Source organism: Thalassobaculum sp., from assembly GCF_040219615.1.
Taxonomy (GTDB): domain Bacteria; phylum Pseudomonadota; class Alphaproteobacteria; order Thalassobaculales; family Thalassobaculaceae; genus Thalassobaculum_A.
This window is the reverse complement of sequence record NZ_JAVJSE010000016.1, coordinates 60100-86417: the sequence shown is the minus strand read 5'-3', so window position 1 is coordinate 86417 and position 26318 is coordinate 60100. Positions and strand designations below refer to the sequence as shown.

General features: G+C 71.7%; 26 protein-coding genes and 1 tRNA gene. 15 read left to right on the top strand and 12 right to left on the bottom strand.

The window, feature by feature from the left end; all coding sequences use genetic code 11:
• Position 1: 1 nt before the first annotated feature.
• A complete protein-coding gene (locus RIC31_RS11220; protein ID WP_350106756.1) occupies positions 2-2407 on the bottom strand; it encodes a Lon protease family protein in 2406 nt (801 codons plus the stop codon).
• A 141-nt stretch (positions 2408-2548) separates the two neighbouring features.
• Here RIC31_RS11220 and pcaD point away from each other — a divergent pair, with 141 nt between their 5' ends.
• Complete coding sequence (gene pcaD, locus RIC31_RS11215) at positions 2549-3334, top strand: 3-oxoadipate enol-lactonase (protein WP_350106753.1); 786 nt, start codon at positions 2549-2551, stop codon at positions 3332-3334.
• A gap of 320 nt (positions 3335-3654) precedes the next feature.
• Here the strand turns inward: pcaD and leuA are convergent, their stop codons facing one another.
• Positions 3655-5328 carry a 2-isopropylmalate synthase gene (gene leuA / locus RIC31_RS11210; RefSeq protein ID WP_350106750.1) on the bottom strand — a complete coding sequence of 558 codons (1674 nt, stop codon included), beginning with the start codon at positions 5326-5328 and terminating at the stop codon, positions 3655-3657.
• Between the two features lie 392 nt (positions 5329-5720).
• Between leuA and RIC31_RS11205 the strand changes: the two genes are divergently transcribed.
• Positions 5721-6770 (top strand): lipid A deacylase LpxR family protein, encoded by a 1050-nt coding sequence (locus tag RIC31_RS11205; RefSeq protein WP_350106747.1) that lies wholly within the window; start codon positions 5721-5723, stop codon positions 6768-6770.
• Between the two features lie 69 nt (positions 6771-6839).
• Positions 6840-7619: a metallophosphoesterase gene (locus RIC31_RS11200; protein WP_350106744.1), complete on the top strand. Its 780-nt coding sequence runs from the start codon at positions 6840-6842 to the stop codon at positions 7617-7619.
• A gap of 174 nt (positions 7620-7793) precedes the next feature.
• Here the strand turns inward: RIC31_RS11200 and gluQRS are convergent, their stop codons facing one another.
• Positions 7794-8648: a tRNA glutamyl-Q(34) synthetase GluQRS gene (gene gluQRS, locus RIC31_RS11195; protein ID WP_350106741.1), complete on the bottom strand. Its 855-nt coding sequence runs from the start codon at positions 8646-8648 to the stop codon at positions 7794-7796.
• Between the two features lie 68 nt (positions 8649-8716).
• Here gluQRS and RIC31_RS11190 point away from each other — a divergent pair, with 68 nt between their 5' ends.
• Both RIC31_RS11190 and RIC31_RS11185 read left to right on the top strand, forming a co-directional pair.
• Positions 8717-9370: an alpha/beta hydrolase gene (locus tag RIC31_RS11190; RefSeq protein ID WP_350106738.1), complete on the top strand. Its 654-nt coding sequence runs from the start codon at positions 8717-8719 to the stop codon at positions 9368-9370.
• Between the two features lie 236 nt (positions 9371-9606).
• Positions 9607-10209 carry an HNH endonuclease gene (locus tag RIC31_RS11185; protein ID WP_350106734.1) on the top strand — a complete coding sequence of 201 codons (603 nt, stop codon included), beginning with the start codon at positions 9607-9609 and terminating at the stop codon, positions 10207-10209.
• Between the two features lie 12 nt (positions 10210-10221).
• Here the strand turns inward: RIC31_RS11185 and RIC31_RS11180 are convergent, their stop codons facing one another.
• Positions 10222-11277 (bottom strand): aminotransferase class V-fold PLP-dependent enzyme, encoded by a 1056-nt coding sequence (locus tag RIC31_RS11180; RefSeq protein ID WP_350106731.1) that lies wholly within the window; start codon positions 11275-11277, stop codon positions 10222-10224.
• 323 nt (positions 11278-11600) lie between these two features.
• On the opposite strand from RIC31_RS11180, the gene RIC31_RS11175 reads away from it, so the two are divergent.
• The 4 genes from RIC31_RS11175 to RIC31_RS11160 all read left to right on the top strand — a co-directional run bounded on the left by RIC31_RS11175 (position 11601) and on the right by RIC31_RS11160 (position 15138).
• Positions 11601-12137 (top strand): MarR family winged helix-turn-helix transcriptional regulator, encoded by a 537-nt coding sequence (locus tag RIC31_RS11175; protein ID WP_350106728.1) that lies wholly within the window; start codon positions 11601-11603, stop codon positions 12135-12137.
• Positions 12134-13072 carry a tripartite tricarboxylate transporter substrate binding protein gene (locus tag RIC31_RS11170; protein ID WP_350106725.1) on the top strand — a complete coding sequence of 313 codons (939 nt, stop codon included), beginning with the start codon at positions 12134-12136 and terminating at the stop codon, positions 13070-13072. Before RIC31_RS11175 ends, RIC31_RS11170 begins: the two co-directional genes overlap by 4 nt.
• Positions 13073-13214: 142 nt before the next feature.
• Positions 13215-13637, top strand: coding sequence for a tripartite tricarboxylate transporter TctB family protein (locus RIC31_RS11165; protein WP_350106722.1), 423 nt, complete (start codon positions 13215-13217; stop codon positions 13635-13637).
• Positions 13638-13641: 4 nt separating this feature from the next.
• Entirely contained in the window at positions 13642-15138 is a 1497-nt protein-coding gene (locus RIC31_RS11160; RefSeq protein WP_350106719.1) for a tripartite tricarboxylate transporter permease, read from the top strand.
• A 12-nt stretch (positions 15139-15150) separates the two neighbouring features.
• Here the strand turns inward: RIC31_RS11160 and RIC31_RS11155 are convergent, their stop codons facing one another.
• The 5 genes from RIC31_RS11155 to RIC31_RS11135 form a co-directional block, all read right to left on the bottom strand.
• Complete coding sequence (locus RIC31_RS11155; protein WP_350106716.1) at positions 15151-15663, bottom strand: P-loop nucleotide/nucleoside kinase family protein; 513 nt, start codon at positions 15661-15663, stop codon at positions 15151-15153.
• Between the two features lie 25 nt (positions 15664-15688).
• On the bottom strand, positions 15689-16255 hold the full coding sequence (locus RIC31_RS11150; protein ID WP_350106713.1) for a demethoxyubiquinone hydroxylase family protein: 567 nt from the start codon (positions 16253-16255) through the stop codon (positions 15689-15691).
• Entirely contained in the window at positions 16252-16755 is a 504-nt protein-coding gene (locus RIC31_RS11145; protein WP_350106710.1) for a disulfide bond formation protein B, read from the bottom strand. Before RIC31_RS11145 ends, RIC31_RS11150 begins: the two co-directional genes overlap by 4 nt.
• Positions 16756-16770: 15 nt before the next feature.
• Positions 16771-17352 carry a YqaA family protein gene (locus tag RIC31_RS11140; RefSeq protein WP_350106707.1) on the bottom strand — a complete coding sequence of 194 codons (582 nt, stop codon included), beginning with the start codon at positions 17350-17352 and terminating at the stop codon, positions 16771-16773.
• A 97-nt stretch (positions 17353-17449) separates the two neighbouring features.
• Positions 17450-17797: a hypothetical protein gene (locus RIC31_RS11135; protein ID WP_350106704.1), complete on the bottom strand. Its 348-nt coding sequence runs from the start codon at positions 17795-17797 to the stop codon at positions 17450-17452.
• A gap of 128 nt (positions 17798-17925) precedes the next feature.
• On the opposite strand from RIC31_RS11135, the gene RIC31_RS11130 reads away from it, so the two are divergent.
• Positions 17926-18954, top strand: a complete 1029-nt coding sequence (locus tag RIC31_RS11130; RefSeq protein WP_350106701.1) for a 2OG-Fe(II) oxygenase family protein — start codon at positions 17926-17928, stop codon at positions 18952-18954.
• 64 nt (positions 18955-19018) lie between these two features.
• A tRNA-Leu gene (locus RIC31_RS11125) sits at positions 19019-19105 on the top strand.
• A gap of 19 nt (positions 19106-19124) precedes the next feature.
• Here RIC31_RS11125 and RIC31_RS11120 read toward each other — a convergent pair.
• A complete protein-coding gene (locus tag RIC31_RS11120) occupies positions 19125-20042 on the bottom strand; it encodes a LysR family transcriptional regulator (protein WP_350106698.1) in 918 nt (305 codons plus the stop codon).
• Positions 20043-20183: 141 nt separating this feature from the next.
• Between RIC31_RS11120 and RIC31_RS11115 the strand changes: the two genes are divergently transcribed.
• Positions 20184-21638, top strand: coding sequence for an MFS transporter (locus tag RIC31_RS11115; RefSeq protein WP_350106695.1), 1455 nt, complete (start codon positions 20184-20186; stop codon positions 21636-21638).
• Between the two features lie 12 nt (positions 21639-21650).
• Here the strand turns inward: RIC31_RS11115 and RIC31_RS11110 are convergent, their stop codons facing one another.
• Positions 21651-22358: an RraA family protein gene (locus tag RIC31_RS11110; protein ID WP_350106693.1), complete on the bottom strand. Its 708-nt coding sequence runs from the start codon at positions 22356-22358 to the stop codon at positions 21651-21653.
• A gap of 140 nt (positions 22359-22498) precedes the next feature.
• Between RIC31_RS11110 and RIC31_RS11105 the strand changes: the two genes are divergently transcribed.
• Positions 22499-22771: a hypothetical protein gene (locus RIC31_RS11105; protein WP_350106689.1), complete on the top strand. Its 273-nt coding sequence runs from the start codon at positions 22499-22501 to the stop codon at positions 22769-22771.
• A gap of 69 nt (positions 22772-22840) precedes the next feature.
• Here the strand turns inward: RIC31_RS11105 and RIC31_RS11100 are convergent, their stop codons facing one another.
• The gene (locus tag RIC31_RS11100) at positions 22841-24334 is read right to left on the bottom strand and encodes a multicopper oxidase family protein (protein WP_350106687.1); all 1494 of its coding nucleotides are present in this window, start codon (positions 24332-24334) and stop codon (positions 22841-22843) included.
• Between the two features lie 240 nt (positions 24335-24574).
• On the opposite strand from RIC31_RS11100, the gene RIC31_RS11095 reads away from it, so the two are divergent.
• Complete coding sequence (locus tag RIC31_RS11095; RefSeq protein WP_350106684.1) at positions 24575-25588, top strand: methyltransferase; 1014 nt, start codon at positions 24575-24577, stop codon at positions 25586-25588.
• 111 nt (positions 25589-25699) lie between these two features.
• Positions 25700-26290, top strand: a complete 591-nt coding sequence (locus tag RIC31_RS11090) for a hypothetical protein (protein ID WP_350106681.1) — start codon at positions 25700-25702, stop codon at positions 26288-26290.
• Positions 26291-26318: the final 28 nt, after the last annotated feature.

Sequence of the window (26318 nt, the reverse complement as noted above, 5' to 3'; positions counted from 1 at the left end):
ATCACGCCTCGTCACCGTCCCCCAGATACTTCCGCCGCGCCTCGGCGAACCCGAGCAGGCGGTCCTCGACCAGTCGGTTGACGCTGCCCTCGGGGAACAGCCCGTCCGGCCCGCGCTCGCCGGCCGCGACCCCGGTCAGCACCTCGATGCCGTCGTCGACGCTGTCGATCGGCCAGATCCGGAAGGCGCCGCGCCGGCAGGCCTCGATCACCTCGGGCTTCAGCATCAGGTGTTCGACGTTGGCGCGCGGGATCATCACGCCCTGGCCGCCGCTCAGGCCACGGGCGTTGCAGATCTCGAAGAAGCCCTCGACCTTCTCGTTCACGCCGCCGATCGCCTGCACCATGCCCATCTGGTCGACCGAGCCGGTGACCGCGATGCCCTGGCGGATCGGCAGCTGCGACAGCGCCGACAGCAGGGCGTAGAGCTCGGTCGACGAGGCGCTGTCGCCATCCACGCCCCCGTAGGACTGCTCGAACACCACGCTGGCCTGCAGCGCCACCGGGACGTCGGGCGCGAAGGTGCCGGCCAGGTAGCCCTGCAGGATCAGCATGCCCTTGGAGTGCAGCGGGCCGCCGAGCTCGACCTCGCGCTCGATGTCGATCACCCGGCCGCGCCCGACCCGGACCCGCGCCGAGATCCGGGTCGGCCGGCCGAAGGCCAGCTGGCCGGCCTGCAGCACCGCCAGGCCGTTGACCTGGCCGACCGCCTCGCCGTCGGAGGCGATCCGCACGGTCTCGCGCAGGATCTGCTCGCGCATCCGGCGCTCGACCCGGTCGGAACGGTAGCGCTGCGCCTCCAGCGCGTCCTCGACGTCCTCGGCCCGGATCACCCTGTGGCGGCGGTCGCGGCCGACATAGTCGGCCTCGCGCATGACGTCGGCGATCACCCCGACCCGGGCGGTCAGCTTCCGGGCGTCGGAGACCAGGCGCGAGCAGTGCTCGATCACCCGCTCGACGGCGCCGCGGTCGAACGGCCGGAGCGCGGACCGCCGCTGGATGGTGGCGACCAGCCGGGCGTACAGCAGGTCGTGGGCGGCATCGCGGTCCATCACGTCGTCGAAGTCGGCCGCCACCTTGAACAGGTCGGTGAAGTCCGGGTCCATTGCCGACAGCGCCGCCTGCACGCGCTGGTCGCCGAACAGCACGACCTTGACCGCCAGCGGGATCGGGCAGGGCTGGATCGACACCATGAGGGCGGTCGCCGCCGATTCCGCCGGCCCCTCGATCACCACCCGCTCGGCGTACAGCGCCCGCTTCAGCGCGTCCCAGGCATGCGCGTTGGTCAGCAGCTTCTGGGCGTCCAGCAGCAGGTAGCCGCCGTTGGCGACGTGCAGGGCGCCGGGCCGGATCAGCGTGAAGTCGGTCAGCATCGCCCCCATCTGGGCGCGGTGCTCGATCCGGCCGATCAGCCGGCCGAGGGTCGGATGGTCCTCGGTTATCACCGGCGCGCCGCGCGCTGCGCCGTTGCTGACCAGGACGTTGACCGCCCAGCGCCGGAAGCGGGCCTCCGGCGGGCCGGAGATCGCCGGGCCGCCGGAGTTCTCGTCGCCCTCGGCCGGCCGGACGAAGGCCGAGACATTGTCGATCAGGTCGTCGCGCAGCCGGTCCAGCCAGGCGGCGGTCTCCGCCGGAAGCTCGAGGCCGTCGCGGGCCTCGGCCAGTTCAAGGTCGACCAGCGCGCCGGCCTCCTCGCGGTCGAGCGCGCGCACCGCCGCCTGGCGCTCGCGCTCCAGGATCGGCGCCGTGTGGAGGGCGGCGCGCAGATGCCCCTGCACCTCCTCGATCGCCGCCTGCAGGACGGACCGCCGCTCCGCCGGCAACGCCTGGAACTTCTCCGGGGGCATCGGCTTGCCGTCCTCGACCGGCGCGACCACCAGGCCCTGCTGGGTGCGGACCAGCGCCAGGTCGCGCTTGGTCGCCTCCTCGGCGACCTCCTTGAAGCGCGCCTCCGAGCGCTCGGCGAACCGCTTCTCGATGGCCTCGCGCTTCAGGCGGTAGTCCTCGGCCTCGAATAGCCCGGGCACGGTGTCGCGCAGGTCCTTGACCAGGCCCTCCAGGCGGCGCGCGAAGGCCGGGCCCCCGCCCGGCGGCAGCCGCAGGCAGCGCGGCCGGTGGGCGTCGTCGAAGTCGTTGACGTAGACCCAGTCGTCCGGCGACGGCAGCGCCGCCGCCCGCTCGTTGAGGTAGTTGCGGACCGCCGCGTGCTTGCCGGAGCCCTTGGCCCCCATCACGAACAGGTTGTAGCCGCGCGACCGCATGCGGGCGGCGAACCGCACGGCGTCGAGCGCGCGGTCCTGGCCGACCAGGGTCTCGACGTCGTCGAGGTCGGCGGTGCTCCGGAAATCGAGCCCCGCGAGGTCGGTTCGGCGGTACAGGGCCTCGGCAGGCAACGGGTCGGGCGCCATTCGCGCGTTCTCCTCGGGCTGGGTCCGCCCCTGCGGGACGCCGGCAATTCGAGCCGAGCCGCGGCGACGTGTCGAGTGGCGCTATTGCCGTGGCCGCCACGGTGCGCTCGAATGCCGCCGAACCGGACTCGGGAGGAAAGCATGCCGCACGCATCCGTCAACGGAATCAACCTGTACTACGAGATTTCCGGCAAGCAGGAGGGGCCGACGCTGCTGCTGTCGAACTCGCTGGCCTCGAACCTGCACATGTGGGACCCGCAGATGGAGGCGTTCAACCGGCACTTCCGCGTGGTGCGCTACGACAGCCGCGGTCACGGCCAGTCGGCCGCCCCGGCCGGGGCCTACAGCATCGACACGCTGACCGCCGACGCCGTCGGGCTGCTCGATCACCTGGGCATCGCCCGCACGCATTTCTGCGGCCTGTCGAAGGGCGGGATGGTCGGCCAGCGGCTCGCCACCCTGCACCCGGAGCGGGTCGACCGGCTGGTGCTGTGCGACACCGCCAGCTACATGGGCCCGGGCGACCTCTGGGAGGGCCGCATCCAGCTGGCCGAGACCCAGGGCATGGCCGGCGTCGTCGACGCCACCATCGAACGCTGGTTCACCAGGCCGTTCCGGGAAAAGGACCCGCTGGCGGTCGCCAAGATCCGGGCGATGATCCTGAACACCCCGGTCGCCGGCTTCGTCGGCTGCTGCCGGGCGATCCAGGGCATGGACCAGCGCGAGAGCATCAAGGCGATCACCGCCCCGACCCTGATCGTGGTCGGCGCCGACGACCCCAGCACCACGCCGGAGAAGGCGCGCGAGATCCAGGAATGCATCGCCGGCGCGCACCTCACGATCCTGCCGGCCGCCGCCCACCTCTCGAACATCGAGCAGGAAGCGCTGTTCGACGCCGCGGTGCTGGCGTTCCTGGAGGCGAAGTGACGCGTAGTCATGGCGGGAGCGCCGGGCTTCCCGGCTGAGAGGCCGCGGTGGGCCGATCCGAACTCCGGGGGCATGGAGCGGATCGGCCCGGTCGCGGCGGAAGAGGCTCGCGCCTCTACCGGCGTCCCGAACCGCCGAGAGGAGTCTAGGAACCGTGCGGCGCGGGGCAGGATGCGCCGCCACGTCGGTCCGGGCATGTCGGATAAATGGTGTCGTCGCGACCGTTCGACCAGGGGCGATAATGCGGCCCGGCGGACACGGTGTCGTGATGATCCGCGTCCGCCGGGAACAATACCGCCGTCCAGCCGGCCGGGCGCCGCCTACAGACGGTTGCAGGCGCTGACCACGCCCTTGATCGGCGCGAGCGTGATGTCGGTGGCGATTCCGACGCCGAACACGCTCTTGCCGCTCTCGTCGGGAGTCTTGAGCTCGATATAGGCGACCGCCTCGGCGTCGGACCCGACCGAGCGGGTGTGCTCGGCATAGTCCTTGAACCGGAACTTCAGCCCGAAGGCCTCGCGCATCGCCTTGGAGAACGCGTTGACCGGGCCGTTGCCCTCGGCCTGGATGGTCCGGACCTCGCCGTCGCACTTCACCTCGGCGGTCACCCGGATCACCTGGTTGGAGCCCGGCACCCGGCTGTCCTCGAACGAGACCAGCTCGAAGCGGCCGTCCGGCTGCGCCACGTATTCCTTGTCGAAGGCGTTCCAGATCTCCTGGCTGGAGATCTCCTGCGAGGTCGCGTCGGTCAGCCGCTGGATCACCTGGCTGAACTGCGCCTGCCATTCCTTCGGCAGCCGGATGTGGTGGTCGGTCTCCAGGATGTAGGCGATGCCGCCCTTGCCCGACTGCGAGTTGACCCGGATCACCGCCTCGTAGCTGCGGCCGATGTCGTGCGGGTCGATCGGCAGGTACGGAACCTCCCAGAGCCCCGAGTTCGAGGCCTGGATCGCCTTCATGCCCTTGTTGATGGCGTCCTGGTGCGAGCCGGAGAACGCGGTGTGCACCAGCTCGCCCGCATAGGGATGGCGCGGGTGGATCGGCAGCTGGGTGCAGTACTCGGCGGTCTCCATCAGGCCGTTGATGTCGGAGAAGTCGAGCTTCGGGTCGACCCCCTGGGTCATCAGGTTCAGGCCCAGGGTGACGATGTCGACGTTGCCGGTGCGCTCGCCGTTGCCGAACAGCGTGCCCTCGATCCGGTCGGCGCCGGCCATCACCGCCAGCTCGGCGGCGGCCACCCCGGTGCCACGGTCGTTGTGCGGGTGCACCGACAGCACCACGCGGTCGCGCCGCGTGAACCGCCGGTGCATCCACTCGATCTGGTCGGCGTAGATGTTCGGGGTCGACATCTCGACGGTCGACGGCAGGTTGATGATGATCTTGTTGTCGGTGACCGGGCACCAGACGTCCATCACCGCCTCGCACACCTCCAGCGCGTAGTCGAGCTCGGTGCCGGTGAAGCTCTCCGGCGAGTACTGCAGCTGGACGTTGCTGCCCTTCAGGCGGTCGAGCCGCGCCTTCACCATCTCGGCGCCCTCGACGGCGATCTGCTTCACCCCGGCCTGGTCCTGCTGGAACACCACGCGGCGCTGCAGCTCGGAGGTCGAGTTGTACAGGTGGATGATGACGTTCTTCGCGCCCTGGACGCTCTCGAAGGTGCGGTCGACCAGGTGCTCGCGGGCCTGGGTCAGCACCTGGATCGTGACGTCGTCGGGGATCAGCTTCTGCTCGATCAGCTCGCGCACGAAGTTGAAGTCGGTGTCGGAGGCCGACGGGAAGCCGACCTCGATCTGCTTGAAGCCCATCTTGACGAGGGTGTCGAACATCCGGCGCTTGCGCGGGCCGTCCATCGGGTCGACCAGCGCCTGATTGCCGTCGCGCAGGTCGACCGAGCACCAGATCGGCGCGTGGTCGATCACCTTGTCCGGCCAGGACCGGTCGTTCAGGCCGACCGGCGCGTAGGATCGGTACTTGTGAATGGGTTGGACGTTCATGACGGTCTCCTGTGGCGCGCCCTGCGCCTCAGCCGGCGGGCGCGCGTCGTCGTGCGAATTTGGGGGTGCGGCGTGCAGAAGCCGTCCGATCGCCCGGAACCGGAGCCGTGTCGACGCGTTCCACGCCACGTGGAACGCGACAGCTAGCGGGGGCGGGTATGGAAGGTTTGCCGACAGTCATCGGCCTGGGAACCTTTGGGTTGGACGCGGACGGCGAACGGATAGATCCCGGTCTCTCGTCAGAGAGCCGGGTCCGTAAGTCGAAGGCCGAGCGTCCAGGTTCCGAACATCATGGTTCGGATTTGAGCCACAACCCGGCGGCCGGGTCAAGCCTTCCGGGATCGGCGTTCGCGCGGCCCCGGCCCAAGACTCGGATGGCGGCAGCCTCGGCCGTGAGCCATAGTGGCGGTATGCTGCAGCGCATCACAAGGCTCGTTCTCCCCGCGCTGGCCACCGGCCTGTCCTGGCCCGCGCTGGCGGAGGGCACCGGCACCGCCCAGCCGCCCGAGGACGAGCGGCCGGTGTGGACGCTGACCCTCGAGAACGACCTGACCAACAACACCGACCGATACTTCACCAACGGCATCCGGCTGAACCGGACCAGTCCGGTCGGCGCCGTCCCGGAGGCCGTGGTCGACGCCGCCCGGCCGCTGATCGGCACCATCGGCACGGTGCGCTGGACCGTCGGGCTCGGTCAGAACATGTACACGCCGTCGGACATCACCGTGAGCGACCCGGATCCCGACGACCAGCCCTATGCCGGCTGGCTGTACGGCACCATCGGCGTGCTCAACGACCTCGCCACCGGCGACGGCAACCGGACCCAGACCAGCGTCCAGCTCTCGCTCGGCGTGGTCGGCCCGTCGGCGCTCGGCGAGGAGGCCCAGAAATTCGTCCACGAGATCGTCAACTCGCCCGAGCCGCAGGGCTGGGACCACCAACTGCACGACGAGCCGGCGGTGCTGCTCAACCTCGAGCGGCGCTGGGTAGTGCCGTCGGAGCCGATCGTGGGCGACCTGCGGGGCGACGTCTCGCCGCATGTCGGGCTGGCGCTCGGCAACGTGTTCACCCACGCGGCCGCCGGTTTCACCCTGCGGTTCGGCGAGCCGCCGCAATACGACTACGGGCCGCCGCGCCTGCAGCCGCACACCCCGGGATCGGAGTATTTCGCCGCGCGCGCGCCGGACGACGAGTTCGGCTGGTACCTGTTCGCCGGGGCCGAAGGCCGGGCGGTGGCCCGCAACATCTTCCTCGACGGCAACACCTTCCGGGACAGCCCCAGCGTCGACAAGGAACTGCTGGTCGCCGACCTGTCGGCGGGCGTGGTCGTGACCTTCGGCGACATGCGGGTGTCCTACGTCCAGGTGATGCGCACCAAGGAATTCGATGGCCAGGAAGGCCCGAGCCTGTTCGGCGCCTTCAGCGTCGGCTACCGGTTCTGACGCCGGCCGGTTCGGGGGTGAACGCCATCCCTTGCACCGACCGGCGATCTGCGGTCTCGTGAACCCATGGTGACGATCGAACGCGGGGAGTGGACGCACGCCCCCAAGCCGCTGCACACCGACCACCTGATCTGCGCGATCGGCGACGTCCACGGCCGGGCCGACCTGCTGGACCCGCTGCTGGCCGCCCTCGCCGAGGATGCCCGGGTGCCGGGCGTGGCGCATGCCACCTGCATCTTCCTGGGCGACCTGATCGACCGCGGCGACCGGTCGTTCGAGACCCTGGGCCTCGCCGCCGGCGGGCTGTCGGCCTATCTCGGCGACCGCATGCCGGTCGAGGACGTGCTGCTGCTCGGCAACCACGACGCCTGGCTGAAGGCCGCCTTCGAGGACACCCTGACCGTCGAAATGGCCGAACTGTGGGCCGCCAACGGCGGGCAGCCGACCTGGCGCGCGCTCAAGGTACCGCCCCTGACCCCGTTCCAGGGCCTGGCGCCGGCCCTGCGCGCCGCCGTGCCGCAGTTCGTGCAGGACGCGGTGCGAGGCATGCGCGGGTCGCGGCGCATCGGCGACTATGTGTTCGTACATGCCGGCCTCGACCCGCGGCGGCCGCTGGAGGACCAGCCCGAGGAGGTCCTGACCTGGATCCGCGACCCGTTCCTGCACCCGGCCGAGCCCTGGCCGTTCGAGGTGGTGGTGGTGCACGGCCACTCCCCGGAGGAGCCGTTCGAGCGCCCGACGGTGGCCAGGCACCGCATCAACCTGGACACCGGCGCGGTATTCACCGGTGTGCTGACCGCCATCGAGATGCGCAACGACCGCTTCCGCTTCGTCCAGGCCAAGGGCTAAGCTGCCGGCGCCCGTCGCCTCGTGGGTTCCGGCTCGATCGCGCAATAGCGCGCTCGTCCGGAATGACGACTGGGTGGTGGAGCGCGACCAACGCCGCCTGTTTTCCTCTTCGTCATTCCGGAGAGACGCGCAGCAGCGCGGCTCATCCGGAACCCACGACGCGACGGGCGTAGGTCAAAGCCCCACTATCGCCCGCACATCGGCCGGCGTGCGGCCGGCCTCGCGCAGGGCCCGCAGGGTCAGCGCCCGGTCGCGCTTGGCGTAGCGTCGGCCCTCGGAATCGGTCAGCAGCCGGTGGTGGCGATAGCGCGGGGTCGGCAGGCCGAGCAGCGCCTGCAGCAGCCGGTGCACATGGGTGGCCTGGAACAGGTCCTCGCCGCGCACCACCAGGGTGATCCCCTGCAGCGCGTCGTCGACGGTGACCGCCAGGTGATAGCTGGTCGGGATGTCCTTGCGGGCCAGCACCACGTCGCCGAACGCCGCCGGGTCGGCCGCCTGCGTCCCGTGGCCCTCGTCCTGCCAGGTCAGCGGTCCGGCCAGCGCGAGCGCCGCCGCCATGCGCAGGCGCAGCGCATAGGGCTCGCCCGCCGCCATCCGGGCCGCCCGCTCGGCTGCCGGCAGCAGCCGGTCGGCGTCGACCACGGCCGGCCCCTCGGGCCCGCGCATCGCCCGGAAATGCGGTGCCGACAGCGCGGCGTCGAGTTCCCTGCGGCTGAGGAAGCAGGGGTACAGCAGGTCCATCGCCTGCAGCCGGTCGAGCGCCGCCCGGTAGTCGTCCATGTGTTCGGACTGCCGGCGCACCGGCCGCTCCCAGTCGAGGCCCAGCCAGGCCAGATCCTGCTCGAGGGCGTCGACGAATTCGGCGCGGCAGCGCCCGCTGTCGATGTCCTCGATGCGCAGGACGAAGCGGCCGCCGGCGGCGTGCGCGGCGTCGTATGCCAGCATCGCCGAGTAGGCGTGGCCGAGATGCAGCAGCCCGGTCGGGCTGGGGGCGAAGCGGCTGACGACGGTCTCGGAGCGGTCGGGCATGGCGGCATGATGACAGAGACAGGCGCGCCGGGTACCGTCCGGCGACTCGAAGGCAGGGGAAGACCAGGATGATCGAACTCGACGGCCCGCGCTTCGGCCCCCATGACGGCGGCGAGACCACGGCACTGGTGGTGATGCTGCACGGCGTCGGCGCCGACGGCAACGACCTGATCGGCATCGCGCCGATGTGGGCGCCGCTGCTGCCGGGCGTCGCCTTCGTGGCGCCGAACGGGCCGGAACCCTGCGACATGGCCCCCTACGGCTACCAGTGGTTCAGCCTGCAGGATCGCCGGCCGGAGACGATGCTGGCCGGGGTGCAGTCCGCCGCCCCGATCGTCAACGCCTTCGTCGATCGCGAGCTGGAACGCCACGGCCTCGGCCCGGACCGGCTGGCACTGGTCGGGTTCAGCCAGGGCACCATGACCGCGCTCTACACCGCGCCCCGACGGCCGGCGCCGGTGGCCGGGGTGCTGGGCTATTCCGGGGCGCTGATGGGGGCCGCGACCCTGGCCGCCGAGGCGACCGCCAGGCCGCCGGTGATGCTGGTGCACGGCACCGACGACCAGATCGTGCCGTTCCAGGCGATGGCGGCGGCCGAGCAGGTGCTGTCCTCGGCCGGAATCCCGGTGGAGACCTTCGCCCGCCCCGGCCTCGCCCACGGCATCGACCAGGACGGCCTGCGGCTCGGCCTGGGTTTCCTCAAGCACGTGCTTTCTGTATGACTGGAGCAGGCCTGCACGAGGCCTTGCGGCACGCATAAAACTGTAACAACATGTAGTTATACAGACGTCACGACCGCATCGAAAACTCCCGCTACGGAAGCGATCGACGCCATGAACGAGGAGCTGACAGTCAAGATGTTGTGGCGGCACCGGCCGCAACACTCGACGAGTCGCCCTAGCCCCGGGCATCGCGGCCGCGATCACCGCGCGCAACTCCCGACCCGGGAGACGACGCGGTGACGGGGCCGGACAACGCTCCTGCGCTTGTCCTCAACGCCGACTTCCGGCCGCTGTCGTATTTCCCGCTCTCGCTCTGGTCCTGGCAGGACGCCGTCAAGGCGGTGTTCCTGGACCGGGTGAACATCGTCTCGAACTACGAGACGGTGGTGCGCAGCCCCAGCTTCGAGATGAAGCTGCCGAGCGTGATCGCGCTCAAGGAGTATGTCCACCAGTCGCGCCGGCCGGCCTTCACCCGCTTCAACGTGTTCCTGCGCGACCGCTTCGCCTGCCAGTACTGCGGCCACCGGTTCCCGACCCAGGACCTGACCTTCGACCACGTGGTGCCGCGCTCGCGCGGCGGCCGCACGAGCTGGGAGAACGTGGTCACCGCCTGCGGCGCCTGCAACCTGCGCAAGGGCAACCGCATGCCGCGCGACATCGGCATGATCCCGCAATACAGCCCGCGCCAGCCGACCGCCTACGACCTGCAGGACGCCGGCCGCGGCTTCCCGCCGAACTACCTGCACGAGAGCTGGCGCGACTACCTGTACTGGGACATCGAGCTGGACCAGGACGACGACGCCGGCCGCCCGGCGGTGGCAACGCTGCCGGCGTTCTGACGCCCCGCAGGCTCAGAGCACCTTCGACATCGCCGTCCGCAGGCGGTCGAGGTCGTTCGGCGTCACATGCAAGTGCGGCGCGAACCGCAGGGACGCTCCGCGGCGGCTGACATACACCTTCTCGGATGCCAGCCGTGCCAGCAGGTCGTCGGGCAGCCTCGCCTCGGCGGTGAAACCGAGCAGATGCGGCGCCCGCACGGCCTCGGGCAGCGGTGCCAGGGGAAACCCCGACATCGCCTCGACGATCGACCGGTTGATCCCCCGCAGGCTCTCCGCCACCGCCGCCACGCCCCAGTCGCCGAGCTGCCGCAGTGCCGCGATACCGCCCGGCAGCAGCGTCGGCACGGATTTCTGGCCGACGTCGAAGCGGCGCGCGCCGGCCTGGTAGGTATGCGAGTAGTTCGCCAGGGCCGCGAAGTCCTCGGCACCGGTCCGTGCCAGCCAGGATTCCTCCAGGGGCCGGGCGTCGTGCCACCTCGGGTCCACATACATGAGGCTGAGGCCATACGGGCAAAGCAGCCATTTGTAGCCCGCCGCCACGCAGAAATCCGGGCGGATGCGATCGAAGTCGAGCGGCACCGCGCCGAGCGACTGCGTCGCGTCGAGCGCCAGCACCGCCCCGACGGCCCGTGCCGCGTCGGAGATCCGCTCGAGATCGAACCACGCGCCGTTGGTCCAGTGGCACTGCGCGAGGGCGACGACCGCCGTGCGCACGCCGATCCGGTCCAGGACCGCCACGGTCCAGTCGAGGTCCGGCGGGGTCGGCACGGTCACGACCCGGCCGCCGGTGGCCTCGGCGAGACGGAGCCAGGGAAAGACGTTGCTCGGAAACGCGTTCTCCACGAGCAGGATCTCGCGGCCGTCCGGCACGTGCGGTTCCAGGGCCCGCGCCGCCGCCGACAGGCCGTAGCTCGCCGACGGCACGATGGCGACGCAATCCGCCGGGGCGCCGAGCGTCCCGGCGACGGCCGCGCGGAAGTCCTCGGCTTCGTCGAAGAAGCTCGCCGGCGAGCGGTTCCAGGGATGGCATTTGCGGTACGCGCCCTCCGCCAGCCGATCCGCGGACAACCGAAGCATCGGCGAGTTGTACGCGCAGTTCAAATACACGACATCTTCCGGAATATCGAACAGGTGCCTCTGCGGCGGAATTGCAGTCATGGTCGTTGTCCGTGGCCGTCATGTCCGACCGGCGGATATATCCGACGCTCTACGCGGGCAATTGATTCTTTGTCTCGATGACAATCGATCTGCACGGATCCAATTCATGTGGATGTTTTCGAACAACGATCGCCGGTTCGGACCAACCCGCGATTGCAGGGGTACGACGATAAATATATAACTTGATATACAATGCCTTGCCATGGACGGTCGGGGGTCGATTGCGTGATGCGATGAACAGGGCCGATCCCCTGCGGCTCGACGACATTCCGGACGCCGCCAGCCTGGTGCATGTCGCGGTCGAGCGGCTGTTCCGGGCGCTGAAGGCCCAGATGGGCACGGCGCTGGAGGCCCGCGGCTCGTCGATCGTCGAGTGGCGCATCCTGCTGATGCTGCGGATCCACGGCCGGATGCCGCAGAAGGACCTGGTGGCCGAGGTCGCCATGGCGCAGGCCCAGGTCAGCCGCACCCTGGCGGCGATGCAGCGGCGCGGGCTGGTGCGGGCCGAGCAGGCCGGCGACGACCGGCGGGTCCGGCACTTCGAACTGACGCCGGACGGCCTGGACCTGTACCGGCGGATCGCCCCCACCATGGCCGACCGCAAGGCGCTGCTGGACGGCTGCCTGGCACCGGCCGTGCTCGCAGGCTTCCTGGACGGTGCCCGCACGGTCGCGCGCGCCGCCGCCATCCGTATCGACGACCAGAAATCGGGCGACCGGCCGGAGACCGCTCCGGGCAACCCGGCGCCGGGACAGGGGAGCAGGACATGAGACTGGCAGCACTGACTTTCGCACTGACGGCAGCGCTTTCGGCGGCGCTGCCCGCCCAGGCCGACTGGAAGCCCTCGGGTCCGGTCAAGCTGGAGATCGGTTTCGGCCCGGGCGGCGAGACCGACACCATGGGGCGCGCGATCGCCGCCGAGATGGAGAAGCAGACCGGCTGGGACGTGATCGCCGAGAACAAGCCCGGCGGCGGCGGGGTGGCGATGTTCACCGGGGTCGGCGCCGCCGCGCCCGACGGCCTGACCGTCGGCATGGGGGTCAGCATGCCGGTGCTGATCAACCTGGTGCTGCGCGGCGACAAGCTGCCGTTCAAGCTCGACAGCTTCGACTACCTGGCCACCGTCACCCGCGCCCAGGTGGCGATCGTCGCCCGGGCCGACGCGCCGTTCGACGACCTCGCCGGGCTGGTCGCCTGGTCCAAGGCCAACGGCGGCGCGCCGGTCGCCTTCGACGCCAAGCCGCAGGAGCTGATCCTGCGCGCCGTCAACAAGCAGGACGACGCCGGCATCCGCCCGGTTTCCTCGAAGAGCTCGGCCGAGATGATCCAGAACCTGCTGGGCGGGCATGTGGTGGCGTCCTTCGCGGCCGGCGCGCATATCGAGTACCTGAAGACCGGCGCCCTGAAGATGCTGGCCAGCGCCACCGGCGACCGGCACGCCTACGCGCCCGACACCCGGACCCTGCGCGAGCAGGGCTACGACCTGGCGGTCGACCCGTGGTTCTACTTCGCCGCCCCGGCCGGTCTGCCGGCCGACGCCAAAGCGGCGCTGGCCGGCGCGCTGGATGCCGCGATCACCTCCGACACCGTGCGCAAGCTGGTCGCCAACGCCTTCCACGCCGACGTCGACAACCGGGGACCCGACGGAACCGCAAAAATGATGCAGGACGGCATCGGCAGCGTGACGGTGCTGTTCGGCCAGTAGCGGGGGCGCCCAACCCGGCCCTTCGCGGCTCGCTGCGCTCGCACCTCAGGGCGACAGAGTTTCCCTATCGCCCCGGGGTGCCCCGCGACGGCGGGGCCGCGAAGGGTCGGCTGCGACCGCTGCAAACCTTCGGGAGACCGGCATGACCCTCGATCGACTGTCCGGCCTTGCGGTCGCCGGCCTCGGCCTCGCGCTGCTGCTGTTCGTCATCCCGGACCAGGTCGAGGCGGTCGACTACGGCTGGGTGCGGCCGGAGACCCTGCCGAGCCTGGCGGCCGCCGCCCTGCTGCTGCTCGGCCTGATGCAGGCGGCGACCGGCCGTGGCGGCGGCGGCCCGGACCGGCGCGCGACCGCCCGCGCCCTGCTGTATCTCGGCTACACCGCCGCCGCGGTCTGGGCCATGGGCCGGCTCGGCTTCGTGTGGGTGGCGCCGGTCATGGTGCTGGTGCTGATGCTTTGGCTGGGCGAGCGCCGGCCGCTGTGGCTGGCGGTCGGCGCCGGCGCTGTGCCGGCGGCGGTCTGGGTCGTGGTGGCCGGCCTGCTCGGCCGCGGCCTGCCGGGCTGACGCGATGCCCGACTTCGACACCGTTCTCGCCGGCCTCGGCGACGCCCTGACCCTGGTCAATCTGCTGTACGTGGTCGCCGGTGTCGCGGTCGGGCAGTTCGTCGGCGCCGTGCCCGGCATCGGCCCGGTCATGGCCATGGCGATCGCCGTGCCCTTCACCTTCGTGATGAGCCCGCTGGCCACCATCTCCTTCCTGATGGGGGTCAACAAGGGCGGGCTGTTCGGCGGCGCCATCCCGGCGGTGCTGATCAACACCCCGGGCACCCCGGACGCGGCCGCCACCGCGCTCGACGGCTTCCCGCTGGCGCAGCGGGGCAAGCCGCTGAAGGCCACCAAGATGGCGCTGTACGCCTCGGTCACCGGCGACACCTTCAGCGACATCGTGCTGATCACGGTGTCGGCGCCGCTGGCCGCGGTGGCGCTGTACATGGGCCCGGTCGAGGTGTTCTGCCTGATCCTGTTCGCGTTCTCGGTGATCGCCGGGCTGGTCGGCGAGTCGATGACCAGGGGGCTGGCCGCCGCCGCCTTCGGCCTGCTGTGCGCCACCGTCGGCCTGGACCCGGAGCACGGCACGCCGCGGCTGATCTTCGGTCAGTTCGCGCTCTACGACGGCCTGCCGCTGGCGCCGGTGGCGATCGGCACCCTGGCGGTCGCCGAGATCCTGCGCCGGCTGGCCGCCATGCGCGGCGCCGCCCGGCCGGCGGTGGCGATCCCGGACGCCCAGGACCCGGCCGACGCGCGGGTGTCCTGGGCCGAATACTGGGGCTGCCGCGCCACCATGCTGCGCGGCGCCGTCATCGGCACGGTGCTGGGCGCGATGCCGGGCATCGGCTCGACCGCGGCGGCGTTCATGAGCTACGCCTCGGCCCGCCAGGCGTCGTCCGAGCCGGAGAGCTTCGGGAAGGGCAACCTGCACGGCATCGCCGCCACCGAGAGCGCCAATTCCGCCGTGGTCGGCGCCAACCTGATCCCGCTGCTCAGCCTCGGCATCCCCGGCAGCATCGGCGCCGCCCTGGTGATCAGCGCCCTGATGATCCAGGGCATCCAGCCCGGCCCGCTGCTGTTCGAGAGCCAGGGCCGGCTGATCTACGGCCTGTTCGGCGCCATGCTGATGGCCAACTTCGTGAACCTCTGGATGGGCCAGCTCGGCCTCAGGCTGTGGGCGCGAGTGGTGGCGGCGCCGGAATCGGTGGTGTTCCCGGCCGCCCTGCTGCTGTGCACCGTCGGGGTGTATCTCTCGACCGGCGACCTGATCGGGGTCTGGGTGATGCTGGTGTTCGCCGGCATCGGCTTGGCTATGACCGCCACCGGGTATTCGGTGGTGGTGTTCGTCATCGCGTTCTTCCTGGGCCCCCGCTTCGAGCTGTCGCTCAGCCAAAGCCTCAGCATCACCGGCGGCGACCCGGCCAGGCTGCTCGAGCACCCGGTCGCGCTGGCACTGCTGGTGCTGGCGGTGGGCTCGGCATGGTGGATGGGGGTGCGGCAGCGGGCCGGTAGATAGATCCCGTCAGGACTATCGCCCGTTCGAATTCCTCAACCGCTCCAGGACGTCACTCGCGCAATCGTCGACGGTGTCAGCCGCGGTGTCGACCACCACGCGGTCTACGGTCCACGGCTCATAGTGTCGGGCCGTGACGTCCGCCCAACTCGGCACCCGCTGCCCTTCGATGTCAGCCGTCCGCTCCTCGACCCGGCGGCGGTGCTCGGCCGTGTCCGGGCACACCACCTCGACCTCGACGACGTCGCACCCGGCACGCGCCGCCACGTCCCGCCATGCGCTGCGTGTAAGTTCGATCGGGTTGACGGAGTCGGCGATGGCCGCGTGGCCGAGACGCAGATTGTCCTCGGCCACGGCATAGGCAACCACGTAACCGGCATCCTCCGCGGATCGGATGCGCAGGACCGACCGCGCCAAGGCGGTCTCGATGCTGTCGATGCGCAGATGCACGGCGTCCAGCCGCCGCGCCAGTTCGCGGGCCAGGGTGGTCTTGCCGGTGCCGGGCAGGCCGCTCAGGACGATCAGCATCCCCTGCCCGGCCACCGCCGAACCCTCAGAACCGCTCGCTCAGCCAGATCGCCATCCGCGAGCCGGCCCGGATCGCCGCCCGCATCACCGGGTAGCCCACGGTGTCCTCGCCGCCGTGCTCGCGGCCGATCTCGGCGTGCTCGGCCTCCTCGGCGCGGAATTCCTCGATGGTCGCCTTCAGTTCGGCCTCGTCCGGCCCGAGCGACTCGGCCTGCCGGCGGTAGTGGTCGTCGATCACCTCCTCGACGGCGATCGTGCAGGCCATCGCCGCCTTCTCGCCCATCAGGGCGGTGCCGGCGCCGAGCGCGAAACCGGCGACGTGCCACAGCGGGTGCAGCACCGTCGGCCGCGCCCGGCGCTCGCGGATCAGCCGCTCGAAGGCCGCCAGGTGGCGGTCCTCCTGCTCCTTCATGTGGCGGATGGTCTTGGCGCTGGGGTGTTTGCCGAGCACCGCCAGCTGGCCCTCGTAGATCCGCTGGGCGCCGAACTCGCCGGCATGGTCGACCCGCAGGATCCGGTCGATCAGGGCGTCGTGCGACAGCTCGCCCGGCATCCGGCCGGCACGCCTGCGGTTCCCGGTCGTGTCGGTCATGCCGCGTCCTCCTTGGCCTGCCTGCGATCCTCGATGACGGCGCCGATGCCGAGCCCGGCCAGTCCCGCCGCCAGCAGCGCGTTCCATCCTGCCATGGAGAGGCCGAATACCGCGAAGGCCACCTCGTCGCAGCGGACGATCGGCTGGTTCATGATCTGCGCCTTCAGCGCCGCCAGATCGTTGGCGGCCGTGGTCGAGCCGCATTCCGCGGTGCCCTGCCACCAGCCCTGCTCGACCCCGACATGGAACACCCCTACCCCGCCGGTCGCCAGCTCCGCCACCACCGCCAGCAGCAGCGCCGCGGTCGCGGCCGCCGGCCGGCCGCGCAGCGCCCAGGCCGCCAGCCCGAGCAGGATCGCGGCGCCATGCGGCCAGCGCTGCCAGACGCACAGCACGCAGGGCTGCAGGTCGAAGCCGTACTGCCCGGTGAACGCCAGCCCCAGCGCCGCCGCCGACGCGGCCGCCAGGGCCAGCCCGGTCCAGGGAACAGAAGGGGGCATGGATCGCCTCATCGGTCAGGCCAGATATTTGAGGGCGACGAAGCCGCCGATCAACAGCACGAAGAACACCACCGTCACCGGCCCGAGATAACGGTCCAGGAAGCGGCGGATCGGCGGGCCGAACCACCACAGCAGGGCGGCGACCGCGAAGAACCGGATGCCGCGGGCCAGCACCGAGGCGACCATGAACACCACCAGGTCCAGCCGGGTCACCCCGCTGGCGATGGTGATGACCTTGTAGGGGAACGGCGTCACCCCGGCGCCGAACACGATCCACGCACCCCACTCGTTGTAGCGCCCGGCGAAGCTGGCGAACTTGTCGGCATAGCCGTACAGGTCGAGGATCGGCTGGCCGAGCGCCTCGAAGAACAGGCTGCCGATGGCGTAGCCCGCCACGCCGCCCGCCACCGAGGCCGCCGTCGCGATGGTTGCGACCCGCCAGGCCCGGCGGCGGTCGGCCAGGATCATCGGGACCAGCATCACGTCCGGCGGGATCGGGAACACCGAGCTCTCGACGAACGCCACCAGCGCCAGCCACCAGTCGGCCCGCTTGTCGCCGGCGACCCGCAGGGTCCAGTCGTAGAACGGCCGCAGCATGTGGGGATCCCGGGGCGGATGGCGGACCCGCCCCGGATAGCAGCGCCGCCCGGGGGCCGCAAGCGCCAGCCGGCCGCGCCCCCGGTTTCATCCGACGCTAGACGCAGATCCTCACGTATCCGCCGTACCAGAAGTTCCATTCGACCCGGCAATGTCGGTAGGGCGAGTGCCGGGGCGGCGCGTAGTGGTGATGCACGCGGGGCGGCGGCCCGTGGCGCCAGTGCCGGCCGCGGTGCCGGTCGTCGTCCCGCCAGTGTCGGCGGTGACCGCCGCGGTCGCGGTCCCAGCCGCGATCGCCGCGACGGCCGTCGTGGCCGTGGCGGCCGCCGTCGGTGAGGGTGATCCCCGGTCCCTCGGCCCGGACCGGTGCCGCGGCGGCGAGGCCGGCGGTCACCGCCAGCACGGCCAGCGCCCGGATTGCGAAAGAACGCGAAAGGATGGACATGTCGCCTCTCCTGCTTCGCCGTCCCCGTGCAACCCTGAACGCCGCCGGCCGGACATTCCGTCGCGGCGATCCGTGGCGACGCCACCGGGCCGTTGCCGAGCCCGCCCGGCGCCGCCAAGATGCGCGCCATGCAGAAGCCGCCCCTCCATCCCTGGTTCGACGTCGGCGACCTCGCCCCGGTCGTCGAGCTGCGCAGCGCCGACGGCAGGACCAAGCCGATCACCCGCATGGCCGGCCGCACCGCGGTCGTGCACGTCGCGGTCGGGCCGGCCGATCCCGCGCCGGTGGCGGCGGCGCTGGCGGCCCGGGCCGGCGAGTTCGCGGACGCCGGGGCCGACCTGTATCTGGTGCGCCACGGCGGCCCGGAGGCGGTCGCCGGGTCACCGTCCGACGGCCTCACCGCACTGGCCGACCCGGCGGGGGCACTGGCCCACAACCTCCACCTGGAGAAGCCGACGACCGTGGTGTTCGACCGCGCCTCGCGGCTGGCCGCCGTGCTGCCGCTGGACGATGCCCCGGGCGATGGGCCGGCCGGGCATGCCGAAACCTGCCTCGCCCTGGTGCGCGACCGGCTGCCGCCCGAGCGGTTCCGGGAGGGGCCGCCGGTCCAGGCCCCGGTGATGGTGATCCCGAACGTGCTGTCGCCGGAATGGTGCCGCTGGCTGATCCAGGTGCACGACCGCAAGGGCAACGCGCCGTCCGGCTTCCTGCAGCAGGTCAAGGGCGAGTCGGTGCTGCTGTCGGACGACGAGGTCAAGGTCCGGCGCGACCACGTGGTGCCGGAGGGCTCGCCGCTCGAGGCCGAGATCCGCCATATCTTCTCGCGCCGGGTGATCCCGGAGATCGCGCGGGCCACCCACTCGCCGATCCAGCGCCACGAGCTGTTCAAGATCGTGCGCTACGAGGCCGAGGAGGGCGGGCATTTCCGGCCGCACCGCGACAACACCGCCAGCGCCGGCCGCACCCGGCGGTTCGCGGTCACCCTGAACCTGAACACCGGCGACTACGACGGCGGCCACCTGGTGTTCCCGGAATACGGCGAGGTCGGCTACCGCCCGGCGGCCGGCGAGGCGGTGGTGTTCTCCTGCTCGCTGCTGCACGAGGCCCGGCCGGTGACCCGCGGCACCCGCTACGTGCTGCTGGCCTTCCTGCACTGAGCGAGCCCACAGCTCAAAATTTCCGGTCGAATCCGGCGCGCCACCGTAGTAGGAGTGGGAGGCTGCGGGCGTGGCGGAATTGGTAGACGCGCTGGACTCAAAATCCTGTTCTGGTGACAGAGTGTCGGTTCGAGTCCGACCGCCCGCACCAACTTCTCGACAGCTTTCACTCACCGAACGGTGTCACCCGGGCCTGCGGTGGACAGGCAGACCTCGCGAACGCAGCCGCGCAGCCAGCGATGCGCCGGGTCCGCGTCCATCCGCGGGTGCCACAGCAGCGCGACCGTGATCCCCGGCAGATCGACCGGCAGCTTGAAGCTGTGCAGGCCGGCGCGCAGCCTGCCGGTCTGCCGTTCCGGGACGGCGGCGATCAGGTCCGATGAGCGCGCCAGGGCCAGGCCCGTCCCGAAGTCGCCGACCACGGTGGCGACGTCGCGCCGCAGCCCGAACGCCTCCAAGGCATCGTCGATCGCCCCCCGGTCGCGCCCGCGGCGGGACACCAGGACGTGCCGGCCGGACGCGTATCGTGCCGGCGTGATCTCGCCCCGGGCCAGCGGGTGCCCGGCGCGCACGACGCCGACGAACCGGTCCCGGAACAGGGCCTGCGCCCGCAGCTCCGGGCCGGCCGTTCCTTCGACCACGCCGGTCTCCAGGTCGACCGTCCCGTCGCGCAGCGCCGCACTGTCCTTGTCGGTCTTCGGCACGAAGCGCAGCCGCACGCCGGGCGCCCGCTCGCCGATCCAGGCGATCAGTTCCGGCCCGAAATTCTCCACGAAGCCGTCCCGGACCCGCAGGGTGAAGCTGCGCGCCAACCGCCCGGGGTCCAGGTTCTCCTGCGGGCGCAGCGCCGTCTGCGCGTCCTGCACGATCCGGCCGACCCGCTCGCGTAGCTCCAGCGCCCGCGGCGTCGGCACAAGGCCACGACCGGCCCGCACCAGCAGCGGGTCGCCGGTGGTCTCGCGCAGCCGCGCCAGCGCCCGGCTCATGGCCGAGGGGCTGAGCCCCAGCCGCCCGGCGGCGCGCGCGACGCTGCCCTCGGCGAGCAGCACATCCAGGGTGACCAGCAGGTTCAGGTCGGGGACCGCCATGGGCCGATCATAGCACGGTCCGCGGTTCTGGCATGGCGTCATGTGCATCATTTGGATGCAAGTGCTGCGTGTTCCGCCATGCCGTCGGTCCGCCTAGATCCTGGACGGCTCCATTCCCGGGGCCGTCAGGAGATGGAAGCCATGGTCAAACCGGTCACTGCAGAACCCGACGCGGGTGCCGCCGACGGCACGGCGCGCGCGCCGTCCGCCCGCCAGGCGCTCGCCGCCCTGTCGCTGTCGATGCTGCTGCCCTCGCTCGGCATCAGCGTCGCCAATGTCGGCCTGCCGACACTGGCGCAGGCGTTCGAGGCCGGCTTCCAAGGCGTCCAGTGGGTGGTCATCGGCTATCTGCTGGCGGTCACGACCTCGATCGTCGGCGCCGGCCGGCTGGGCGACATCGTCGGCCGCCGTCGGCTGCTGCTGGCCGGAATCGCCGTGTTCACGGTGGCTTCGGCGCTGTGCGGAGCGGCGCCGACCCTGGGACTGCTGATCGCCGCCCGGGTGGCCCAGGGCCTGGGCGCGGCGGTCATGATGGCGCTCTCCATGGCGCTGGTCGGCGAGGCGGTGCCGAAGGAGAGAACCGGCAGTGCCATGGGCCTGCTCGGGACCATGTCGGCGGTCGGCACGGCCCTCGGCCCGTCGCTCGGCGGCCTCCTGATCGCGGCGGCGGGGTGGCCGGCGATCTTCCTGGCCGGCGTTCCGCTGGGTGTCCTGGCCCTGCTGCTGGCCCATCGCCACCTGCCGGCCGATCGTCCGGCGCCCCGGCCGGCCCGGGCCGGGTTCGACAGGCTGGGGACCCTGCTGCTGGCGCTGACCCTGGCGGCCTATGCCCTGGCCATGACCCAGGGACGCGGCGGCTTCGGGCCGGCGAACGCCGTGCTGCTGGCGGCCGCCGCCGTCGGGGCCGGGCTGTTCGTGCTCGCCGAGCGCCGGGCCGCCGCACCGCTGGTCCGCCTGGCGATGCTCCGCGACCCGACCCTGGCCGCTGGCCTGGCCAGCAGCGCGCTGGTCTCGACGGTGATGATGGCGACCCTGGTGGTCGGGCCGTTCTACCTGTCCCGAACGCTCGGGCTGGAGGCCGCCATGGTCGGCCTGGTGGTCTCGGTGGGTCCCATCGTATCGGCCCTGACCGGCATCCCGGCAGGCCGGCTCGTCGACCGCCTGGGCGGCCGACGCATGACCGTCCTCGGGCTCGCCGGGATCGCTGTCGGCGCCGCTGCCATCGCGATCCTGCCGGCGACCCTGGGCATCCCCGGCTATGCCGGCCCGATCGTCGTCATGACGGCCGGCTACGCCATGTTCCAGGCCGCCAACAACACCACGGTCATGGCCGACCTGCCGCCGGACCGCCGCGGGCTGGTCTCGGGCATGCTCAACCTGTCGCGCAACCTCGGGCTGATCACCGGCGCGTCCGCGATGGGCGCGGTGTTCGCCGCCGTGGTCGGCGACGTGGCCGCGGCCGGTCCCGCAGCGGTCGCGGACGGCATGCGGATCACCTTCGCCGTGGCGGCGGCGCTGATCGCCGTCGCGCTGGCAACCGTGGTCGGCAGCCGGATGCGGGCGACACCGGCCGCGATACCCGAACGGGCGCCGTGAGCCGGCGCGCGCTCACCTCTTCCCGGTCGCCGGCCGCACGTGGTCGAAGCGCGGGTTGGCCTTGAACACTTCGGCCCGGGTGCCGCCGGCGCGCAGGCCAGCGCCGATGCTCTTCTCGATGCGGGCCAGTTCCTCGGAGTCGGCGATCACCGTTTCGGCCACCGCCGCCGGGATCACCACCACGCCGTCGCCGTCCGCCAGCAGGTAGTCGCCGGGCGCGATCGCGACCGGCCGGCCCTCCTGGCCCGGCAGGGTCACCGGCACGCCGATGTCGGTCCATTTCCAGCGCCGCGAGCCGTTGACCGGGGTCACGCCGCCCGACACCACCGGCAGCCGCAGGCCGCGGATCTCGTCGGCGTCGCGCACCGGGCCGTCGGTCACGATCGCCACGCAGCCGGCGCGCTGCAGGCTGTAGGCGACGAAGCCGCCCAGCAGGGCGCCGCGGCTGAACCCGCCGCTGTCGATCACCAGCACGCTGCCGGGGGACATCGCGGCCTCCAGCGCCGGCCCCGGCAGTGCCGGTCGGGCATGCCCGCCGGACACCGCCGCCTCGCCGCGGGCGCAGACCGCGACTCCCGCGAACCGGGTGCCGGCGGCCAGCGGCGCCAGCGCCGACGACAGCGCGTGGTTCGGCAGCCCGGCCTCGTCCATGACGTCGCTCACCAGCCCGGTCTCGAGCTTCGCCAGGCGCGCCAGCAGGTCTTCCGCGGTTGCGGTCATTCCGTTCTCCCCCGTCCCTCGGGACTGTCTCGGTTTCGGCCCGGCCGGCTTCGGCTTGACCGGTGTCCGGACCGGAACCTAGTCTATACGCAACGCTAGAATTCCCGACACCTGCTCGCTCTTGAGGAATGGAGGGCGGAATGGTCTTCGTCTCAGCGTGCATCCCGGGGCGCCAGGCCCCGCGGGCTTCCCGGTTCGCCGTCGTTCTCGGACTCCTGACGATGGTGGCGGCAGCGGCGCCGGCCGTGGCCCAGCAATCCCCGCAGACCGGCGTCCAGGCGCCGCCGGCCGCCGGCACCCCATCGGCCCCAGGCGCGGCGTCCACGCCGATCCCGCGGCCGCCGTCCGGCGGCGGCCAGAGCATCGAGCCGGCCCGCGACGGACACTGCAGCAGCAAGACCCCGATCGCCTGAGTCGGATCGCCTGAGCGGGATTTCCTGAGTCGGATTGCCCGAGTCCGGCCCGGACGGCGACGGTATCGCTCAGGTCCTGGTGGTCCCGGGCGCCACCCGGATCACGCCCATCATGCCGGCCGCCTGGTGCTCCAGGATGTGGCAGTGGAACATCCAGTCGCCGGGATTGTCGGCCACCAGGGCGATGTCGACGCGCTCGCGCGGGTTCATCAGCACGGTGTCCTGCCACTCGCGGCGGCGGGTCGGCACCCCGTTGCGGCTCAGCACCCGGAACGAGTGGCCGTGCAGGTGGATCGGGTGGTGGAAAGCGCTGTCGTTGGTCATCGCCAGCACATGGCTGCGGCCCTCGGCCAGGGTCAGCATCGGCGCCATGACATGGCCGGTAGCGGCGACCCCGTTGATCGTCCAGATCCCGGCATGCTGCATACCCCGTCCCATCATGCCGCCCATCATCCCACCCATGGGGCCGCGCCCCATCATGCCGCCGCCCATCATGCCGGCCATGCCGCCGCCGGCGAAGGCGACGCTGTGGCGCTCGGCGGCCGCGACGTCGGGCTCGGCCAGCGGATTCGGCGGCAGCCGCAGTTCGGCCTCGGGCACCCGCTCGCGCAGCGGCGCGTCGCCATAGGCCAGTTCCAGCAGCCGGTAGGCGCCGCGCTGGTAGAACGAGTCGATCACCCGGAACCGGGCGCCGGGGGCGCCGGTCATGTCGATCACCAGGTCGGCGCGCATCGCCGGGCCGAGCACCACCCGGCCGCCCGCCGGGGCGTGCGGCTCGACCGGCTGGCCGTCGATCGCGACGATCCGCGGCGCGTGGCCCTCGAACTCCAAGCCGAAGATCCGGGCGTTGGCGGCGTTGATCAGCCGCAGCCGAATGCGCTCGCCGGCCCGCACCGCGAAGCTCTCCGGCACCACGCCGTTGACCGTCACCGAATTGCCGATGCGGCCCATCATGGCGGCGTCGTGCATGTTGTCGAAATCCGGGCTGATCGAGGCGTCGGCCAGCAGCCGCCAGTCGTCCAGCACCCAGGTTACGTCCCGGTCGACCGCCGGCGGCTCGGCCTCCTCGACGATCAGCGCGCCCGACAGCCCGCGGTCGACCTGCTCGGAGCCGCGCTGGTGCGGGTGGTACCAGAAGGTCCCGGCATCCAGCGCGTCGAACTCGTAGACGAAGGTCTCGCCCGGCCCGATCGGCCGCTGGGTCAGGTCCGGCACCCCGTCCATGGCGTTCGGCACCCGCATCCCGTGCCAGTGCACGGTGGTGGCCTCGGCCAGCGCGTTCTCGACCGCGATCCGCAGCCGCTCGCCCTGGCGGACCCGGATCTCGGGGCCCGGAACGCTGCCGTTGAAGGCCCAGACGGCGGTCGCCGGGTGCGGCGCCGGAACCAGCTGCGCGGTGGCCGGTGCGACCCGCAGCCGGAACCCGCGCGGCTCGGCCCGGGCCGGCAGGCCGGCCGCCGCCAGCAGGGCGCCGGCGCCGCCGCCGGCCAGGACGGCCCGGCGCGGGATCGCTCTGCCCGGGATAGCGTCGGGCGAATTCGAAGGCGAACGGTCGGACTGCATCGCGATGGCCGTGCCGGTTGGGTCGTGGAGACGCCCCCGCAGTCTGGCACGCCGGACGATCTCGCGACACTCGCGACCGCGTGACCGGCAGCGGCGGATTTTTTGCCGCAGCGCAGCATCCGAGCGGCGATCGCGATCCGGAATAAGTCCAGGCCCTGTCGCCCAAAATCAGTCCGGTTTGGCATTACGTGTCGAATTCGAATAAGTTGTGTCGCGATCACGACAAATGAGGACAGACGGATGACGCTGCTGACCAAGGCCGAAGAGATCTCCGACGTCGCATTCGGATTCATGGGCTCGAAGGCCTTGTTCGCGGCGCTGCACCACGGCGTCTTCACGCAGCTCGCGGACGGCCCGATGACGGCGGAGGAGGCCGCCGTGGCGACCGGCCTGCACCCGGAGCGGGCGCGCACCCTGCTGACCGCGCTCGCCGCCCTCGGCGTGGTGGCGGCCGAGGACGGCCGGTTCGCCAACTCGCCGGCGGCCGAGGCCTTCCTGGTCAAGGGCGCCAGGCACGACTTCGGCGACTACCTGCGCCTGCAGGTCGACCGCCAGATGTACGGCCTGCTCGACCAGATCGAGCTGGCGCTCGCCAACAAGCTGCCGGACGACGCCACCGGCTCCTACGCCGATTGGTTCTCCGACCCGGAGGAGGCGCGGCTGTACTCGCGCAGCCAGCACGCCGGATCCCTGGGCCCGGCCCGTGGCCTGGCGCGCCGCCTCGACCTGTCGGGCGGCAAGCGGCTGCTCGACGTCGGCGGCGGCACCGGCGCCTTCGCGATCACGCTCTGCCAGGCGTTCCCCGACCTGAAGGCGACCGTCGTGGACTTCCCGAACGTCGCGGTCATCGGCGAGGCCTATGTGGCGAAGGCCGGGCTGCGCGACCGCATCGCCTATGTGCCGGGCGACGCGCTCCGGACCGACTGGCCGACCGGGCAGGACGCGATCCTGATGTCCTATCTGTTCTCCGGGGTGCCGGGCGACGAGCACGAGGGCCTGCTGTCCCGTGCCTTCGACCACTTGGCGCCGGGCGGCCGGCTGCTGATCCACGACTTCATCGTGTCGGCCGACCGTACCGGCCCGAAGCTCGCCGCCCTCTGGCAGCTCCAGCATACCGCGTTCACGCCGGAGGCCCGGTCGCTCGACGACGCCTGGCTGGCCGAGGAGCTGCGCGGCACCGGCTTCGAGGAGGTGTCGGTCGAGCCGATGATCCCCGGCATGACCATGCTGGCCGAGGGCGTGCGGCCCGGCTGACGGGCGCCCGGCGCGCCGGCATCGATGCTGGAGCAGCCGCACCGGATCCGCTACCATTTCGGGTATCCGGTCGGGACGCTGGGTCGCCGGCGAGTGCTGGGAGGGAACGCCATGACCGGCTCGCAGCAGCGCGAATGGGTGACCGGTATCCTGGAATCCCTGCCGTCCGTGACGTTCCTGGCGCTGTGGCGCGGCGACCTGGTCGGCCTCGAGGCCGCCGGCTGGACCGGCTGCGGGCTGGCCGCCGCCGTGCTGTTGGCACTGCGGCTGCGGCGGACGCCCTTCGACCCGATCCTGCTCGGCATCAACCTCCACATGCTCGTGATCACGCCGCTGGTCGTCGGGCTGTTCCACGCCGGGCAACCGGCGCTGGCGGGCACCCTGGTCGACACCGCGCAGACCGGGGTGCTGGTGGCGATCCTGGCGGTCGGCGCGGCCCTCACCCTGTTCGCGCCCCGCGGCTTCGTCGGCATCGCCGGGCTGCCGACCGGCGCTCGCCGTGGCTATTCGCTGCTGCTGCTGGCCGTGGCCGGCGCCGCGGTGCCGTGGTCGCTCGCCCATGCCGGCAGCACCCTGATGTCGATCGGCGTGCCGCTGATGGCGCTGTTCGGCCTGCGCCGCTACCTGGTCGCGCGCTGGCAGGACAAGGCAGGCGACGGCGACCGCGCCCTGGCCGCGATGGCGGCGCCGGGCGGCGACTGACGCAGGACCGCAATCCCGGCCCTGGCCG